This window comes from Mesorhizobium sp. ZC-5, from assembly GCF_025753855.1.
In the GTDB taxonomy this organism is placed as follows: Bacteria; Pseudomonadota; Alphaproteobacteria; order Rhizobiales; family Rhizobiaceae; genus Neomesorhizobium.
In genome coordinates this window covers 73,602-90,283 of sequence record NZ_JAOWPT010000016.1, presented here as the reverse complement: position 1 = coordinate 90,283, position 16,682 = coordinate 73,602, and the positions used below count along the sequence as shown (strand labels likewise).

Annotated in this window: 8 protein-coding genes; 7 read left to right on the top strand and 1 reads right to left on the bottom strand. The window is 58.9% G+C overall.

Annotated elements, in window-relative coordinates; all coding sequences use genetic code 11:
* Positions 1 to 264 precede the first annotated feature (264 nt).
* Together OHD58_RS27465 and OHD58_RS27460 are read left to right on the top strand one after the other, a co-directional pair.
* A complete protein-coding gene (locus OHD58_RS27465; protein ID WP_263806803.1) occupies positions 265 to 6,246 on the top strand; it encodes a DUF3320 domain-containing protein in 5,982 nt (1,993 codons plus the stop codon).
* Between the two features lie 33 nt (positions 6,247 to 6,279).
* Positions 6,280 to 8,922, top strand: coding sequence for an AAA family ATPase (locus tag OHD58_RS27460; protein ID WP_263806802.1), 2,643 nt, complete (start codon positions 6,280 to 6,282; stop codon positions 8,920 to 8,922).
* An 808-nt stretch (positions 8,923 to 9,730) separates the two neighbouring features.
* Here the strand turns inward: OHD58_RS27460 and OHD58_RS27455 are convergent.
* Positions 9,731 to 11,239, bottom strand: a complete 1,509-nt coding sequence (locus OHD58_RS27455) for a PLP-dependent aminotransferase family protein (protein WP_263806801.1) — start codon at positions 11,237 to 11,239, stop codon at positions 9,731 to 9,733.
* Here OHD58_RS27455 and OHD58_RS27450 point away from each other — a divergent pair.
* The 5 genes from OHD58_RS27450 (at position 11,229) to OHD58_RS27430 (ending at position 16,670) form a co-directional block, all read left to right on the top strand.
* Positions 11,229 to 12,422, top strand: a complete 1,194-nt coding sequence (locus OHD58_RS27450) for an MFS transporter (protein ID WP_263806800.1) — start codon at positions 11,229 to 11,231, stop codon at positions 12,420 to 12,422. The genes OHD58_RS27455 and OHD58_RS27450 overlap by 11 nt on opposite strands.
* An 81-nt stretch (positions 12,423 to 12,503) precedes the next feature.
* Complete coding sequence (locus OHD58_RS27445) at positions 12,504 to 13,883, top strand: lysine N(6)-hydroxylase/L-ornithine N(5)-oxygenase family protein (protein ID WP_263806799.1); 1,380 nt, start codon at positions 12,504 to 12,506, stop codon at positions 13,881 to 13,883.
* Between the two features lie 63 nt (positions 13,884 to 13,946).
* Positions 13,947 to 14,726, top strand: coding sequence for a phytanoyl-CoA dioxygenase family protein (locus tag OHD58_RS27440; RefSeq protein ID WP_263806798.1), 780 nt, complete (start codon positions 13,947 to 13,949; stop codon positions 14,724 to 14,726).
* A 29-nt stretch (positions 14,727 to 14,755) separates the two neighbouring features.
* On the top strand, positions 14,756 to 15,079 hold the full coding sequence (locus tag OHD58_RS27435) for a cupin domain-containing protein (RefSeq protein ID WP_263806797.1): 324 nt from the start codon (positions 14,756 to 14,758) through the stop codon (positions 15,077 to 15,079).
* A gap of 1 nt (position 15,080) precedes the next feature.
* On the top strand, positions 15,081 to 16,670 hold the full coding sequence (locus OHD58_RS27430) for a class I tRNA ligase family protein (RefSeq protein ID WP_263806796.1): 1,590 nt from the start codon (positions 15,081 to 15,083) through the stop codon (positions 16,668 to 16,670).
* Positions 16,671 to 16,682: the final 12 nt, after the last annotated feature.

The window sequence follows — 16,682 nt, the reverse complement described above, 5'->3', positions numbered from 1 at the left end:
TTGCTGGCCCGGCTTCGCTACCCCTCATACCCGGTTAGCAAAGCTCAACGGCATTCGGCAACTCTCTTTATGGCCCTGGAACGGCGTGATCGGGCCTTGATGAGTTTCGCCGGGAAATGCTGCGGTCAGCTCACTCCAAAAATTATCTGTACTCTAAACTATCGGACTGAGAGCTTCTTGTTCTGATAAGACATCCAAAAACACGACAAGAGCCTTCTTCAAAGGACAAAAAGCCGCTATTCTCTCAAGGGGGGTGCTGCATCAATGGAATCACACGATAGTTCTCAGTACGCAACAATTGACAGTGCCGCATCCGATATTTCTGCTGCGCCCTGCATCGTTGCCGATGTCGCTCCCAGCTTTACGTATGGGTCCTATCAGAATGCGATACCGGTCATCCGCTCGATACGAATTGAGAACAACTCGACCTTTCATTTTGAAAACTGCCGCGTTGAGTTGACATCGTCACCGTCGTTCCTGCGGCCGAAGACATGGACGGTCGATCGGCTCATCCCTGGTGACAGCCTTCAGTTAAGCGACCGCAAGGTTGAGCTCGATGCCGGTTATCTCGCCGGCTTGAACGAGGCCGAACGCGGTGAGATCACGCTTCGCCTCAGCTCGGGGGGAAAGATTCTCGATGAAAGACGTCTGACAGTCAGACTGCTCGCTCGCGACGAGTGGGGTGGCGTCGCGGACATGGCTCAACTGCTGCCGGCATTCGCCATGCCGAATGATCCGGGCGTGGCGCAGATTCTGCGGGCCGCAGCGGAACGTCTTGCCGCACATGGTCACCCGAGTAGCTTGGACGGATATCAGTCCCAAAGTCCCCAGCGGACATACATGCTGACGGCGGCCATCTATTCGGCGATCGCCGGCATGGGATTGCACTATGCGGAGCCGCCGGCCAGCTTTGAGAGTCGCGGCCAGAAGATCAGGCGTCCGACGACGATCGCGCAGGAGTGCCTCGCGACTTGCCTCGACACCACCCTCCTGTTTGCCGCTGCCCTGGAGGCCGCCGGCTTGCACCCGGTCGTCTTGATGTTCGATGGGCATGCAGCGGTCGGCGTCTGGCTGGCCAAGAGAACCTTCGGCAATGCCATCGAGACGGATCAGATGGAGGTCCGCAAGGCATTGGCGTCCCGCGAATTCATCGCTTTCGAGACAACTGGCGTCACCCATCGACCTGCGCTCACGCTCGACGGCGCGCAAAGTGCGTTGAGCAACCGTCTGGCGGAGGACCAGGCACACGTCTTCGTGGCGGCTATAGACGTACGCCGCTCTCGCAGCGGCGGCATAACGCCGCTCGCTTCACACGAGCCGATCCGTCGCAATGTCGTCGAGGATGAGGCCGAGGTCGCCGCCGTTCTACCACTTCCCCCTGCCCCGGCCATTGGCGAACTGCCAGCCGAGACTATCGAGGTAAAGCCGACCAGTGCCGCTGGCCGTATCGAGCGCTGGCAGAAAAAGCTGCTCGACCTGACGCTGCGAAACCGGCTCCTCAATCTCCCGGATTCGAAGAAGACGATCCCGTTTCTGTGCACCGATGTGGCCTATCTGGAGGATCGGCTGGCAAACGGTGTCGCTATCCGTCTCATATCCCTGCCCGAACAGAATCCGTTGGGTGAGCGCGACGAGGTGCTTTACCGCGACGTTCACGGACGCGACCTTCAGCGCGGTTTCGCGGCGGAGGCTCTGCTCAGGGACGAGCTGCCCTCGACGCTGGACGCCCGTCAGTTGGACGCCAGGCTGATCGACCTGCATCGACAGGTCCGTAACGATTTCGCCGAGGGAGGGGCAAATACCTTATTCCTCGCCGTGGGCTTCCTGCGCTGGAAAAAGAAGCCGGACGATGAACGCAGCTATCGGGCACCACTGCTTCTTGTGCCGGCACGGCTTGAGCGCCGCAGTGCGACTTCGCGCTTCACGATCCGCTTCCATGAGGACGAGCCCCGTTTCAACGCAACGCTTCTTCAATTTCTGGAGCGGGACTTTGATCTGCGCCTTCCGCAGTTTGGCGGCGATCTGCCGCTGGACGACAATGGCATTGATGTGCCGCGGGTCCTCACCATGATGCGCCAGGCGGTGCGTGACGTTCCCGGGATGGAGGTGATCGACGAAACCGCGCTATCAACCTTTTCCTTCGCAAAATTCCTCATGTGGAAGGATCTGGTCGAGCGTACCGAGGCGCTGCGCCAAAACAGGGTCGTGCGCCACCTCATCGACACACCGGAGCAGGCCTTTCAGGCAGCAGATGGACAGTCGCCGTTTCGAGAAGAAAGTGACTTGGATCGCGCCTATGCGCCCTCAAGCATCATAAGCCTTCTGCCGTTGGATTCATCGCAGACGGCCGCAAGTCTCGCGGCTGCCGAGGGCCATGACTTCGTCATCGTGGGCCCCCCGGGAACGGGCAAGAGCCAGACCATCGCAAACATGATCGCCAACTGCCTGGGTGTGGGCAAGACCGTCCTTTTCGTGGCCGAGAAGACGGCCGCTCTCGACGTCGTCTATCGCCGGCTGCGGGAACATGGCCTGGGAAATCACTGTATCGAGCTGCATTCGAACAAGGCCGACCGCAGGCATTTTCTCGCGCAGTTGAAATCGTCCTGGGAGCATGGTGGGCGGGCGGACGCGTCCGAATGGGTCGCCATCAATGAGCGGCTGCGGGTGAGGCGCGACGAATTGAATGCCTATGTCGAGGCGCTTCACCAACGCTACGCAAATGGCTGGACACCCTATCTGGCATTGGGGATCGCCCTTAGATCGGCAGATGAGCCTGCGCCTGTGCTCACATGGCAGGCGCGCGATACGCACGACGCGCAAACACTCTTTGATCTGGAAGAGCTTGCCGCAGAAGTCGGCCTTGTCTTTGCTTCGGTCGACCGCGAGCCGGCACTCGACCTGATCGATGTTGGCGAGTGGAGCATCGGTTGGCAAGAAAACCTGCTTTCCGCGGCGAAATCGCTTCAGACTGCAATCGAACTTTTGATGAGCTCGATCAGGGACTACCTCGCCAGTCTGGGCCTCGGCGCCAAAGAGCCGGTGTCGCACGCAGTACTCAATTGCCTTGCAAGCCTGGCGGAGGTCCTGAGCCAAAGCCGAGGTCGCGACATCTCAATTGCCTTCGACCGGGACTTCGCTCAGTGCAGGACCGCCCTCGTGGATCTGGGACGTTCGATCGAAACCTATCGCGACGCTGAGCGCGGCCTTGCCGCTACCTATGGCGTTGATCGGGTTCGCGAGCTGGATCCCGACGGTCTGGACCGCCAATGGCGCGAAGCGAAGGCATCGTTCTGGCCGAACTCCATGCTTGGCAGGCGCAAGGTCCAGAAGCTTCTGCAGGGTTATGCCGACCTTGGCACCGCAGACCCCGGCCGCGACCTGTCGCCGCTGCAGCGCATGAAGCAGGCTCTCTTCGCCATCGACCAAAACCTGTTGGCTGGGAAGCCGCTACGGCTCGAGGGCCTGGCCACGGATGTCAAGGCAGTGACGGACATCCTGGAACTCGCCCAACGCCTTCGCGGTGCCCTGCGTATTCCCGGGTGCTCACAAGAGGAAATACGATCCGTGTTGCGTTCTGTTGCGCCGAGCCTTCGCGGCACGCTGGAAAATGACAGGGTACGCCAGGCAGGAGACCGGCTTCTCGCTGCCACGAAAAGTCTCGAGGTCGCGCGTCGGGTGTTCGGTGAGATTGCCGGGCGCGACACTCCCGACAGCGGTGACGGCGCCAGTCTTGCTGCACTCAAGACGAAGCTCGGTGCTCTGATAGGCGCGCGAAATCTGTTGCGCGACTGGTCGGCATGGTGTGGGGCCCGGAGCAGGGCAATCCGCCACAACCTTGCCCCTCTGGTCGAGCAGATCGAGACGGGAGCAATCCGCCCCGAGCATGCGCGTTCGGCGTTTCGGGTAGGCTATGCGCGATGGTGGCTCCCGAAGGTCCTTGATGAAGACCTTGTCTTGCGAAACTTCCGCAGGTTTCAACACGAGAACGCCATCAAGGAGTTCCGTGAGATCGACGATCTGGTGCGGTCGCACGCCACGCAGCGTGTCATCAGTTCGATCGCGCATGGCCTGCCGGCAGTCCAGGGTGTCTCTCGCAACTCGGAACTGGGCCTGCTGCGTCACCAGATGGAGCTTCAGCGGCCGAGCCAGTCGATCCGAGACATGATCGGCAAGATGCCGGAGTGCTTTTCCAAGCTTGCGCCCTGCATGTTGATGTCGCCGCTCTCCATTGCCCAGTATCTTCCTTCGAACCAGGCTCTGTTTGACGTGGTGATCTTCGACGAGGCTTCGCAGATTACCACTTGGGACGCGGTCGGCGCCATTGCCAGGGCGCGTCAGACAATCATCGTGGGCGATCCCAAGCAGCTGCCACCGACCAATTTCTTCGGACGCAACGAGGATGAGCAGGAGGTCGCCGACCACGAGAAGGACCTGGAAAGCATCCTGGACGAGGCAAGGGCGTCCGGCATTCCGGTGCGCGACCTGAGGTGGCATTACCGCAGCCGAAGCGAATCCCTGATCGCTTTCTCGAACCATCACTACTATCAGAACCGGCTGGTGACATTTCCGTCGCCAGCGGTCGAGGATCGCGCGGTGCGCCTGCGAAAGGTGCCGAATGGCATCTATGACCGTGGCAAGAGCCGTACGAACCGGATCGAGGCGGAAGCTGTGACGGCTGAAGCGGTCGCGCGGCTGAAGAGCTGGCTAAAACTCCCCGAAATCGGCCGGCCGACGCTTGGCGTGATTACCTTCAATGCCCAGCAACAGTCCTTGATCCTGGATCTGCTTGACGCAGCGCGTCGTGATCACCCGGAGCTCGAATGGTTCTTCGCCGAAGATCGCGTCGAGCCAACGATCGTCAAGAATCTCGAGAACGTGCAAGGCGACGAGAGGGATATCATCCTGTTCTCGATCACATTCTGGAAAGATGCCTCCGGAAAGCCCCCACCAATGGATTTCGGGGCACTGAACCGCGATGGGGGTGAGCGTCGCCTCAACGTCGCCGTGACGCGCGCGCGTCAGGAACTCATCGTCTTCTCCGGTTTCACGGCAGACCAGATCGACCCGGCCAGAAGCAAGGCGCTCGGCGTTCAGCATCTCAAGACGTACCTTGATTATGCCGAGAGAGGCGCTATCGCGCTGCCGGCCCAGGACATTGGCTCTGTCGGAGGTTTCGATTCTCCCTTCGAGGAAGCCGTGGCCACGCAGTTGGAACGAAGAGGATGGGTTGTCGTCCCGCAAGTCGGGATTTCCGGCTTCCGCATCGATCTCGCGATCCAGAACCCGGATTTGGCTGGCGCCTACCTTGCTGGGGTGGAATGCGATGGTGCGACCTATCACCGGTCGTCAACGGCAAGAGATCGCGACAAGATTCGCGAACAAGTGCTGAAGGGGCTGGGCTGGAACATCCTGCGCGTCTGGTCAACGGATTGGTGGTTCGACGCCAACGGATGCGCCGAACGGTTGCACACCAGCCTGGAAACCCTGCTGGAGGAGGGCCGGGCGAAACGCGCGACCGAAGAACCGAAGACTGAGTCTCACTGGGACATGGGGCGCCAGGTCAACCCGATCGACGAGAGTGCGCAAGACCACGCGAGGCCGATCGAAGAGCCTCCACTGCCGTGGACGGTTGCCGAAACCGAACTCGTATCGGTGAACATTCCCGCGGCTTCCAGCCACTCTGAGGGAACCCCACCATCAACGACGACCGGCCAGCATGCCATCGGCGCCGCGGAAGGGCGTTACGCAGTGGCCGATCTCACCGGTTTCCGCGCAGACCCCGAACAGTTCTTCAAATTTGGCTACCGAGCCACGCTGCATGGCATGATAGAAACCGTCATCGAAACTGAAAGTCCATTGCGAACAGATGTCCTCGCCCAACGGATTGCTCGGGTCCATGGTTGGCTCCGCACCGGTGGACGCATCCGCGAGAGGATCGACCTTCATTTGCGGGATCTGGACAGGACACAAGAGTCGAGCGGCGAGTTCATCTGGAAAAAGGGCAAGGTCTTGGACCTCCTGCCATATCGTCAACCGGTCGATGAGGAAGCGCGACGTTCGATTGCCGATATACCGCTGGCTGAACTTGCCTCGATGGTGATTGGCAACCCCGATCTTCTGGACATGCACGATCCCGCACGCGATCTAGCTCGTCTGCTTGGGGTAGAACGTCTTGCGGCGATCTCACGTGCACGCTTGGACGAGGCAATCGCCAGGGCCAAGCAGCATATCGTTCAGAGCGAATAGGAATGAGCAAACGATGTTATCGGGGGAAGTATGATGGCGGGGGCGCCGATTGATGACGTTATGGAATGGTCGCAGACGCTCTCATCTTGGAAGCAGGATGCCCTTCGCCGACTGGCGATCAGCAATGAGCTTATAGATGCTGACATTGACGCTCTGCTGGCTATGGTCAAGTCCGCGGCCGGCTTCAAACTCGCGGCTGGGCCGCAACCTGCCATACCGTTCACGAAAGCTCATTTTGGAAACGGGGAGCATCAGCCGATCGTCTTGACGCGCATCGCCAATGTCGAGAACGTGAATCGGCTGGTGCCCAAGGCATCTCTCGCCTTCTGCCCCAAGGCTCTGACGATCGTCTATGGCCGAAACGGAAGCGGCAAGAGCGGTTTCGTAAGGATCCTGCGCACAGCTTGTCGTACGCGCGTTGAGAATCCGGTCAAGCTCAAGGTTCTTGCTGACGTCTATGGCGGCACGCCCGGTCCGCAGACGGCCGAAATCGTGGTCAATGCCGGCGATGGTGAGGTGGTAATTCCTTGGTCGCCCGGTAAGGCGGCATCGCCGCAGCTCATGCAGGTTGCGGTCTTCGATACGGCATCCGCACAACTTTACGTCGATGGCGGAAATCAAATCCGCTTTCTACCCTTCGGACTGGCCCTTCCGCATCGGCTGAACGCCATCTGCATCACCCTGAAGGAGAAACTGGAGGCAGAACGGGCGGTAGCAGTCGGCAACAAGGTAGGCCTGACCTCGATCGTTTTCGCCGCTCAGCGCAATTGTAAGGCTCAGCTCTTTGACAAGCAGCTGAACAAGTTGACAACCGACGCCCAGATTGAGTCAGCAACGTCGTTCAGCAATGCCGATGAGCAGCGTATCGAAGAACTCACCGCTGCCCTTTCCGCAGGTGCTGCCGCCGCCGCTGACGTCAATGCGCTTTCGAAATGGACAGACGCCCTCCTGCTCGAATCCGAGGCCGTTGGATCGGCATTCACGGATGGCGCGTTGGAAAAACTTCGAAAACTCCGCTCAACAGCAGCTGCGGCACGCCAGGCGGCCACGGTGGCCGCCGGCGCGTTGTTCACCGACGAGCCCCTGTTAGGTGTCGGTGGTGATGCCTGGCGGTCGCTTTGGGCTGCGGCGCGTGACTACTCGGTGACGGAAGCCTACAAAGAGAAGACGTTCCCGGTTCTGATGGCAGATGGTGGGGCCGCGGCATGCGTGTTGTGCCAGCAGTCGCTTTTGCCGGAAGGTGCTGCTCGCATGCAGCGATTTCAGAAGTACATGGACGACATCCTTGATGCCGCGGCCAGGAAGGCGGAGCAAGCGGTCGAAGATGCACTGAGAGGTGTTCACGAGCTGATATGTCTTCGCGCCTCTGACTTTGCCGACCGCATCGAACAGGTCCGAAAGCGCGATGAGGCGCTGGCTGATGCGCTCGCGAACCTCCGGACATCAGCGGTTATACGGCGGGAAGAAGCGCTCGCGAAACAGGGGGGCGAAGAAAACGGGATGGTTCCTCCCCTCGTCGTGCCGATCGACGATCTGAAGGTTTTCGCGCTCAGACTGAAAGCCGAAAAGGATGGGCTGGCGCAGGCTGGCAATAGCGAAGAGCGGGCCAAGCTCGTGGCCGAGAAAGCAGAGCTCGAGGATCGGAAACTCTTGGCGGCCAATAAGTTGCTGCTCACCACCCGGCGGAACTTGCTCGTCGTTGATGATGGCTACACGAAGGCTCTCGCCAACGTTCAGACCCGGGGGATTACGCAGCGCGCGAATGAGCTTGTGGACGCTCATCTGACCACTGCGGTTGTCACACGCTTTGATGCCGAACGCGCACGCTTCGATATCATGCATCTCAACGTCGGTTTGGCACGCAAGAGCGGTCAGACCAAGGCGGAATTCGAGGTTGATCCCAGGACCAAGCTGACCAAGGTGACGTCGGAAATCCTGAGCGAGGGTGAGCAGCGTGCATTGGCTCTTGCTGGGTTCCTCACCGAAGTCGCCTTGACCGACGGTTCAGGACCGATTGTGATAGACGATCCCGTGTCGTCCCTCGATCGCGACAGAAGCGCCAAGGTGGCCGAGCGGATCGCGGAGGAGGCATCTCGGCGACAGGTAGTCGTGTTTACCCACGATATTGTCTTCTTTAACGAGCTGTCCCGCGCCGCTGACGAAGTGGGCATCGAGCCTGTGACGGTGGCACTGTTCAGCGACAAGTCTGCCGCTGGCAAAGTGGACACGGCAGGGATGCCGTGGAAGGGGCAAAACGTCGCCAAGCGCATCAGCCGATTGAAAAATGACGCCGCACCACTGCCCAAGCTGCATGCTGCGAGCCCGGCGGAATATGAATATCAGGTGAAGAACCTCTATGGCCGACTGCGCGACACTTATGAGCGCGTGGTGGAGGAAGTGATCTTCCGGGATATCGTGCGACGTGGAACTGATGTCATCCAGACCCAGTTGTTGCGCTACGTTCGCTTTCCTGACGCATTGGCAATCCGATTCCACGAGGGCATGACCCGCGCAAACACTCACAGCCATGACAATCCAGCGGCCGACACGGTAGCCGTTCCGCTTCCCAACGAATTCACCGAGCATATTTCTGAGCTCGAAGCCCTGATTGTTGATCTCAAGGCCGAGAGCGAGGCTGCAGAAGCAGATCGTCCGCAGATGAAACCTAAGAAGTAACGGCCTGCGCTGACGGGGTTCGAACTTGGACTCCGTCACTTCTCAGCGACAATGCTTGGGGGAGACTTCTGCCCGCGCGCTGAATTTTCCGCGCTGGGCGCGGATTTTTCGACACGACTTATCCACGCCGAACAGATCATTACATAGGTCACGATCAAGGTAACCTACTCTCTGCCGGGCGTGTTGTGTTTTCGACGGACGAAGCAGAGCAAGCGTTGGGTGTTACGCACGGCGGTGTCCTCAATCCGCCGAGCGCCTGCAGCGCCGCAAACATCTGCTCAGCCCCAGACAGGATCATACGCGATCTCGCGCAGGCTCCGCTCAGGCAGGTCCCTTCCCTCCACTCCCTCGTTTCCTTCGACGCCTCCACGGGTGCGATGAACCAGTCCGACTCCCGACCTCAGCTCGGACGCAGCTCTGGCATTCCGGCTATCGACCTGGCGGAGCGGCATCGTCTCGCGTACCAACGATGCCTTCGTGACCAAGGAACACAACGGTGGCCTCCGCGAACATCCACCTTTCGAGGCTCATTCCCGCACCCGGCATGGCTCCTGTCTACACTTCAGACCGCGTGTTGCCGCGACGCCCTCACCGCTTTGGCCGGCTGGGACTTGCACCCAGAAGCAATATCAGCTCTTTGCCTGACGTACTCCCAGGTTGCGGGGTAGCTTGGCGGCATTGGTCGCCGTGCCTTCCGGGATAGGCCGGGCTGATCGGCGCGCCGGCACTCCGGCCGGTGGAGAAGCTGGGCGAAAGGCTGTTTGGTGCGAGAACAGCGAAGCCCTCGATTCCCCCTATCGTCGGCATACTAGATTTGCGGCTTAATAACCTGCCCTATCCGTCTTATCCCCTCACGAAGGGAGGCGGGGACACTTGCGTATGTCAGCCGTAGGAACGAACCTTCAGGGTCGGCAGGAAACCATGCCCGACCGGCGCTGACGACGACGCCCTGCCGAGCCATTTCCGTCGCGAGCTCAATATCCGAGATGTGATCAGGCAGCCGCAGCCATAAATGCATGCCTCCAGTGGGTATCTGGAACGCAACGCAATTTCCCAGTTCCACGTGCAAAGCGCCGACAAGCGCGTCACGCCGCTCGATCAGAGCAGCGCGAATTGCACTAAGATGACGTTTCCAGCCTGGCGCGGAGACAACGGCCAAAGCTGCTGCCTGCAATGGACCAGAAACGAAAAAGTCGTCGCTGCCGCGAGCGGATCTCAACCGTGCCAGCGCCGCCCCGCGCGCCATGACGGCCGCGACCCTCAACCCAGGCGCAGCCGATTTGGCGAGAGAGCGGACATAGACAACATGACCATTCCGGTCGCCCGCCGCCAGCGGCGCTGGCGCGATACCTGTGAGGTGGAGATCGCGCGCCCAGTCATCCTCTACGATAAAGGCCCTCGCCTTTGCCGCAATGTCGAGGACAACGGCGCGCCGCTCAGTGGACATGACGATACCGGGCGGATTGGAGAAGGTCGGCTGACTATAGAAAACACGCGCTCCCGTTTGCCGGAAGGCGTCCGCCAGCAATTCCGGCCGAACCCCGTGTTCGTCCATTGCCACGGGGACCAGTAAAAGGCCCGCCGCACGGGCAGCCGAAATGGCACCCGTGTAGGTCGGCGTCTCGACAAGAATCGGACGTCCGGGAGGCACCAGCGCCCGAAAAATGGAGGCAATGGCGGCCTGCCCACCGCCATATATGATGACATCGTGGGGGGAGAACACTGCGCCATTTCCGATCTCGCGCGCGAACCACGTTCGCAAAGGTTCCAAGCCCTCGATCGGCAAGCGGTCCCAAAGCTCGGACCGTCCGGCAGCTTGGCGGAGCGCAGTCGCCAGGAGCCCTGACGCCTGAAGGTCGGGCGGCAGATAGCCCATGCTGAGGATGAGGCTGTCAGCCGGGGGCACTCTCAACAACTTGCCCAGGAAGCCGCTATCTCCGCGGGCGGCCCCAAGCGCTGCCGACTGCCACGAAAAATCGGACCCTTCGGACGCACTTTCCGGCGCTTCGCGAACAAAGGTTCCCTGGCCCGGGCGGGGCTCGATGAGGCCTTCAACGACGAGTTGGGCGAAGGCCCGCTCGACCGTCGCCGGGCTGACATGGTGCTCCTTGATCAGCGTTCGCACGGAAGGCAGGCGCGTACCCGGGCGAGCCAAGGCCACCGCATCACGTAGGGATTGAATAACGGCAAGGAGTCTGTTATCTGTTTTCATGAGATGTATGGATAACACTACTCGTGAAAAGACGGAAACGCTTTCGACATTAAAGCCCGTCACAGCCGACACGACCCAAAGCCTGCTCGACAGATTGCCGGCCAACGTCTTTGCCCCCTATCTCGTCACTGCCGTCGCACTTGCCATGGCCTACGGCTCAAGCTTTCTGCTGGCGGATAGCCTGCGCTCGGCTGGGTTTCAAGCATCGACGGCTGGGGCCGTAGTCAGCACAGGCACCGTAGCAACCCTGATCGGTTCCCTGTTCGCGGGACGGTTGGCCGAACGTACGGGCATATTGCCGTTGGTCGCCGTCTCCGCCCTGGTCATGGCGGCCGCCATGGGATGCTTCGCTCTGATCGGAACAGGCGGCCTGCTGCTCGCCTATGCTGGCGGCCTCTTGCTCGGCCTCGGCTGGGCGATCTTCTACATGCTGGCACCGATCCAACTCATCCACTGTCTCAAGCCTTCCGCACGCCTGGAAGCACTGACCCTCTTGTCGGGATCGCAGATGGTCGGCGTCGGCGGATCAGCGCCGCTTGGCCACTTGATCGCCGACCATCTTGGCGGCCCCAGCACTGCTTATGCATTTTATGCCGTCTTCTGCGCGATGGCTGCAGCCTTCGCCATTCTCATACAGAGGCGCTTGAGGGACCAGCCGCAACTGCCGATGGTAGCCGTGGCGTTATCCGTTCGGGCGACCCTGTCCATTCTGCGCGCGAAAACGGTCTTGCCAGTCATTATGATGAGCCTCGCCGCCTGCACATTCGCCGGCCTATCCACGTTTCAGAGCCTTTATGCCGGATCGCGCGGACTAACCCCGGATATCTTCTTCCTGACGTTCACCGTAACGACGGTGGCTTTGCGTTTTTCGGTCGCGTCGATGATTGGGAAACTCCCGCTCGAGCGTCTCGCGCTTGCCTTGTTTGTCACGACGCTTATCGGGATTGGGTTTCTGGTGGTGAACGCGGGAAGCCCGGTCTTGTATGTCCTTGCGACCGTTTTCTTTGCGACAGGCTATGGTCTCACCTATTCGACATTAAATGCGATGGTCGTGAACCTGGCGGGCGAGCGGGGCCTATCGATTCCGGTGGCCTCCCAGGTGTTCACGCTCGGACACTTCGTCGGCGCGTTCGGCTTCCCGTTCTTCGCGGGGAGTTTGATCGCTGCCTATAGCTTCGACGCCGCACTGATGGTGATGGCGGGGCTGGTGGTTACCAACATCGCAATTGCTAGCCGGATACCGTGGAGGCCAAGGATGGAAACCGAGACCATTTCGCGATTCCCCTGAGCTTTCCAGCCATCCCGGCAGTGCACAAACGCACGATACTAAAGAGCGATGAAGAAACTCGATCGTTGAAAGGCGTAATGCATGGAAATGCTCGATCTCATCGGTATCGGCGTCGGTCCGTTCAATCTCAGTCTGGCCGCACTGGCGCAGCCCACGCCACTACGCACTATGTTCTTCGAGAAGGAAGCTGGCTTCACGTGGCACCCCGGGTTGTTGCTTCCCAATAGCCGTCTGCAGGTATCTCCTCTGAAAGACTGCGTAACGCTTGCAGATCCCACCAGCCCATATTCGTTTCTCAATTATCTTTCGGTGCACGGACGGCTTTACAGCTTTATTAACCGGCGGCAAACGACTACGTCGCGCAGCGAGTTCACGCAGTATTATCAGTGGGTGGCACGGCAGTTACCCAATCTCAGGTTTGGCGAAGAGGTCACTGACATCGCCAAGATCGAGAAAGGTTACCGCGTGACGACGACCAAGGACCGTTATCTTGCACGCGCAGTTGCGATTGGCGTCGGGATAGTTCCAAAAATCCCAGAATGCGCCAGGCCCTGGCTCGGCAAGGATGTCTACCATGTGGCGAACTATCTGCACCGGTTACCTATCGGTATCGGTGAACGCGTCATGGTCGTCGGTGGCGGTCAGAGCGGGGCGGAGATCATCGAACATCTGCTCGGCAATCCAGCCATCGGCAAGATCACGTGGGTAACGTCGCGTGCGAATCTGTTCACGATGGATGATAGCGCCTTCGTAAACGAATCGTACATGCCGTCCTACAGCCTGCGCTTTCATGCGTTGCCGTTGAAAGAGCGCCGCAGCATCGTCGAAAACGAGAAGCTAACCAGCGATGGCATCTCGTCGGAGCTGAGCAACTGCATCTACAAGATGGTCTATGAACGCAGCGCAAGCGGCAATATCGACGATATCATCCAACTTCTGCCCGCTGTCGTTATGGAAGACCTCTTTCCCGAAGACCTCTCTCCCAATGTGCAATGCTGGCATGCGCTGCTCGCTTCACACAACACAGGCCAGCGGCGCGCCGTGGCGGTTGATCGCATCATCCTCGCCACCGGATTCCAGCCGCGCACTTTGCCTTTTATCGACACGCTGCTGGCCTCTGCCTGCATGGAAGAAGGCCTGCCGGTCGTGAGAGACGACTACGCCGTTAAATTTAAGGATAATATCTCTGGCAGCGTCTACTTGCAGAACAGGACTCTCTTCCAGAACGGTTTGCAGAGTGTAAATTTATCGCTGGTTGCCTTTCGAAACAGTCGCATCATTAACAGTATCATTGGCAAAGAATACTACACATACGCACCGGATCGACATCTCCTTAAGAGCCTGGGCGATCTTTCTGACGAGGAAGCGCAACAGAATCGCACAATTCCACCGCAACGGAATTCATCTGCGCCCGACAGCGTCGCTCCCCGTGCCAGCGTTGCCATTTCAGAGGACCCATAACCTGACCGGCGCTGGAATTAGATTATTCAAGAATATGGTTCTTTCAAATAGGAGGTTCTTCGTATGATAAGTGAAGCAAAAAAAACAAAGTGGCAGGACGATGGATATGTCACGATCGAGAGATTCTTTGATCCTATTGCTCTGGAGCGTATCGCTAGTCTTGTGGAAGATGTCTCCCAATGGGATGTCAGCGACGACAAATGGCTTATGTGGTTTGAGAAGACGACAGACAATAGAAAGATTGTTTCTAAGGTCGAGAACTTTCTCGATTTCAACGATCAGCTACGCGATTTGCTCCTTGCAGATCAGCGTATCAAGTCGGTCGTCGAGACGCTGTTGGAGGAAAATGCACGCAGGCTCAAAGAGTTGCTGATCTTCAAGTATCCCGACAGCGGTGGCTATCGCCCCCATCAGGACATTTACCACATCCCGCACAAGCTGCCTGATCGGATGGTTCATGCAATAGCTGCGATCGGTATCGACGATTCTGGCCCGGACAATGGCGGCCTTTTCTTCAGCCCTGGCAACCACAAGAAAGGGGTATTCCCCATGGATGCCGGTGGTGTGATCGACCCTGAAGTGGCCGAAACGTTCTCATGGGAACCAGTGTCGTGGAAGGCTGGTGACGTCTTCATCTTCGACGACTACGCGCCGCACTACTCGCTACCGAACAAGAGTGACCGTTCCCGGCGAGTAATCTACCTGGTATTCCAGCGAGCATCAACAGGTGGACCGACGCGCGCTGAATATAACGCACTTAAGCGCGCCTATAATCCGCCCGAGAACAAAGTGTCGGACCTCGATAACCTTAAGCTTCCAAACGGCATTTTTTATCGTGAGTGAACTCGCAGAGCGGAGGCGAGACATTGTACATGAAAAAAATTGATCGCTCAGTAATGCGCCCAGAATATGGCGTTCTGGTGTGCCGCTTACTGGAGCATCTCCCGAAGCCCGTTGCGACGGGCTTCGGGACGTCGATTGTGGAGGTAGTGCCGGGCGGGGCGGTAGACCTTCATTCGCACCACGAGCATGAACTGTGGGTACTGATTTCGGGCAGCGGCCTCTTCGAAGCGGATGGACAAACCACGCCAGTCACGGGGACCACGCTGTTCTACATAGCGCCGCATCAGATGCATGCCATCAGAAATACCGACCCCGAAATCAGCCTGAACTTCCTTTCGATGTGGTGGGATTGAAGTGAGCGAGAATCGACAAACCTATTTCGTATGCCCCGCCCCGCCGTGCCCAAACGGTAAATTACATCTTGGCCATATTGGCGGCGTGTACCTTCTTGCCGACATTTTCGTGCGTTACCAGCGCATGATCGGCCATGTGGCCTATCATGTAACCGGCGCGGACGAGCATGGCACCTACACGCTGGTGAAGGCTCGCAAGCTTGGCAGGTCGGTCGATGATGTCGCACAAATGCACATCGACGAAATCCTGCAATGTCTGAGGGCAGTGCATATTGCTCCGGACGTATTTGTCCGGACTTCAAGTGAAGAGCACAAACGACGTAGCCTTGCGATCTACAAGCAGCTCGATGCGGCAGGCTATATCGAGCTGCGGGACGCCGAGCAACTCTATTGCGAGTCGTGTGATGAGTTTGCAGCGGACTCGCTTGCCGTCGGCAAGTGCCCGGCCTGCAACGCCGCGGCCGACAGCAACCTTTGTGAAAACTGCGGCCTTGCAATCCAGCACAGTCTGCTCCGCGATCCGGTCCACACACCGTGCGGCCATGCCCTGACGCTACGTCCGATCCGCCAGGCGCATTTCAACTTCGAGCGGCTTGCCCCGACGCTGGATCGCGCTATCGAAGGCAGTGGATGGCCAGACACCATCAAACACAAGGAAATCGAGTGGCTTCGGACCGAATTGCGGGCCTTGCCTATGTCGCGCCATTTCGACCGCGGAGTGACCCTGGTCGCCCCGGCAGAAGTGGCAGGCCAGACCTTACTGACTTGGTTTGAAGGATTATGGTGCTTCGATACGGGCATAGAACGCATCTGCAAGCAGAATGGCGCCGACTATGATGACACCATGCGCAGCCCTGACACGAAACTCCTGTTCTTCATGGGGCAGGACAACCGCTTTTATTACACAATCGGTGTTACCGCCAGCTTGCTCGCAAGAGGATATGCAATTCCACACAATCATGCGATTCAAGATTATTATAAGCTCGAAGGAGCAAAGTTTTCCACAGGTCGTGACCACGCCATATGGGCCGACGAGGTGGCGAGAGATATCGATCCGAGCGTGCTGCGCTACTATTTAGCGCGCATTGCCAAAGCATTTGGCAGCGACGACAACGATTTTCAAATCGAAGGGCTGGTGCGGGCGGCAGCTCGGATCCATCTCTTCGAGACCGCTTTGCGCAAACATGCTGGATCCAACGCAAAGCTGACGGTGGACACCCTGAAGCCTGAGCGAGTGCTTGATGTTGAACGCTATTGCCAAGCCATGCATGAGGCGCGCGTGTGGGCTGCACTCGATGCTATAGATGCTTTCTTTGAAGGCGGAGGCCTTGCAAGGGACGAGGCCGGGGCTAGCGCCACGGAAATTTCGGTCTTCCTGAGCATGCTACACCCCGTGGTGCCGGTGCTCGCGGCGCGTTACGGCGCGTTCTTTTTTGGCGCCGGATGGCGACCTGGGCTCGATAACTGTGCAGTCTGGCCAAGTGCAGACACGTTGTCAGTGATGGATGCCCCCCTGTTCGGCGAACCCATTCCTGACGCGTTCATTGCTGCTTATGAACAGCGCTTCAGAGCGGCTCCTGCCACCACCTAGCCTCTTCCCTGG

What these genes read in the sequence shown, in the direction of transcription:
- OHD58_RS27465 (WP_263806803.1), top strand. Translation starts at nt 265, where the DNA reads ATGGAATCACACGATAGTTCTCAGTACGCAACAATTGACAGTGCCGCA.
- OHD58_RS27460 (WP_263806802.1), top strand. Translation starts at nt 6,280, where the DNA reads ATGGCGGGGGCGCCGATTGATGACGTTATGGAATGGTCGCAGACGCTC.
- OHD58_RS27445 (WP_263806799.1), top strand. Translation starts at nt 12,504, where the DNA reads ATGGAAATGCTCGATCTCATCGGTATCGGCGTCGGTCCGTTCAATCTC.
- OHD58_RS27440 (WP_263806798.1), top strand. Translation starts at nt 13,947, where the DNA reads ATGATAAGTGAAGCAAAAAAAACAAAGTGGCAGGACGATGGATATGTC.
- OHD58_RS27435 (WP_263806797.1), top strand. Translation starts at nt 14,756, where the DNA reads ATGAAAAAAATTGATCGCTCAGTAATGCGCCCAGAATATGGCGTTCTG.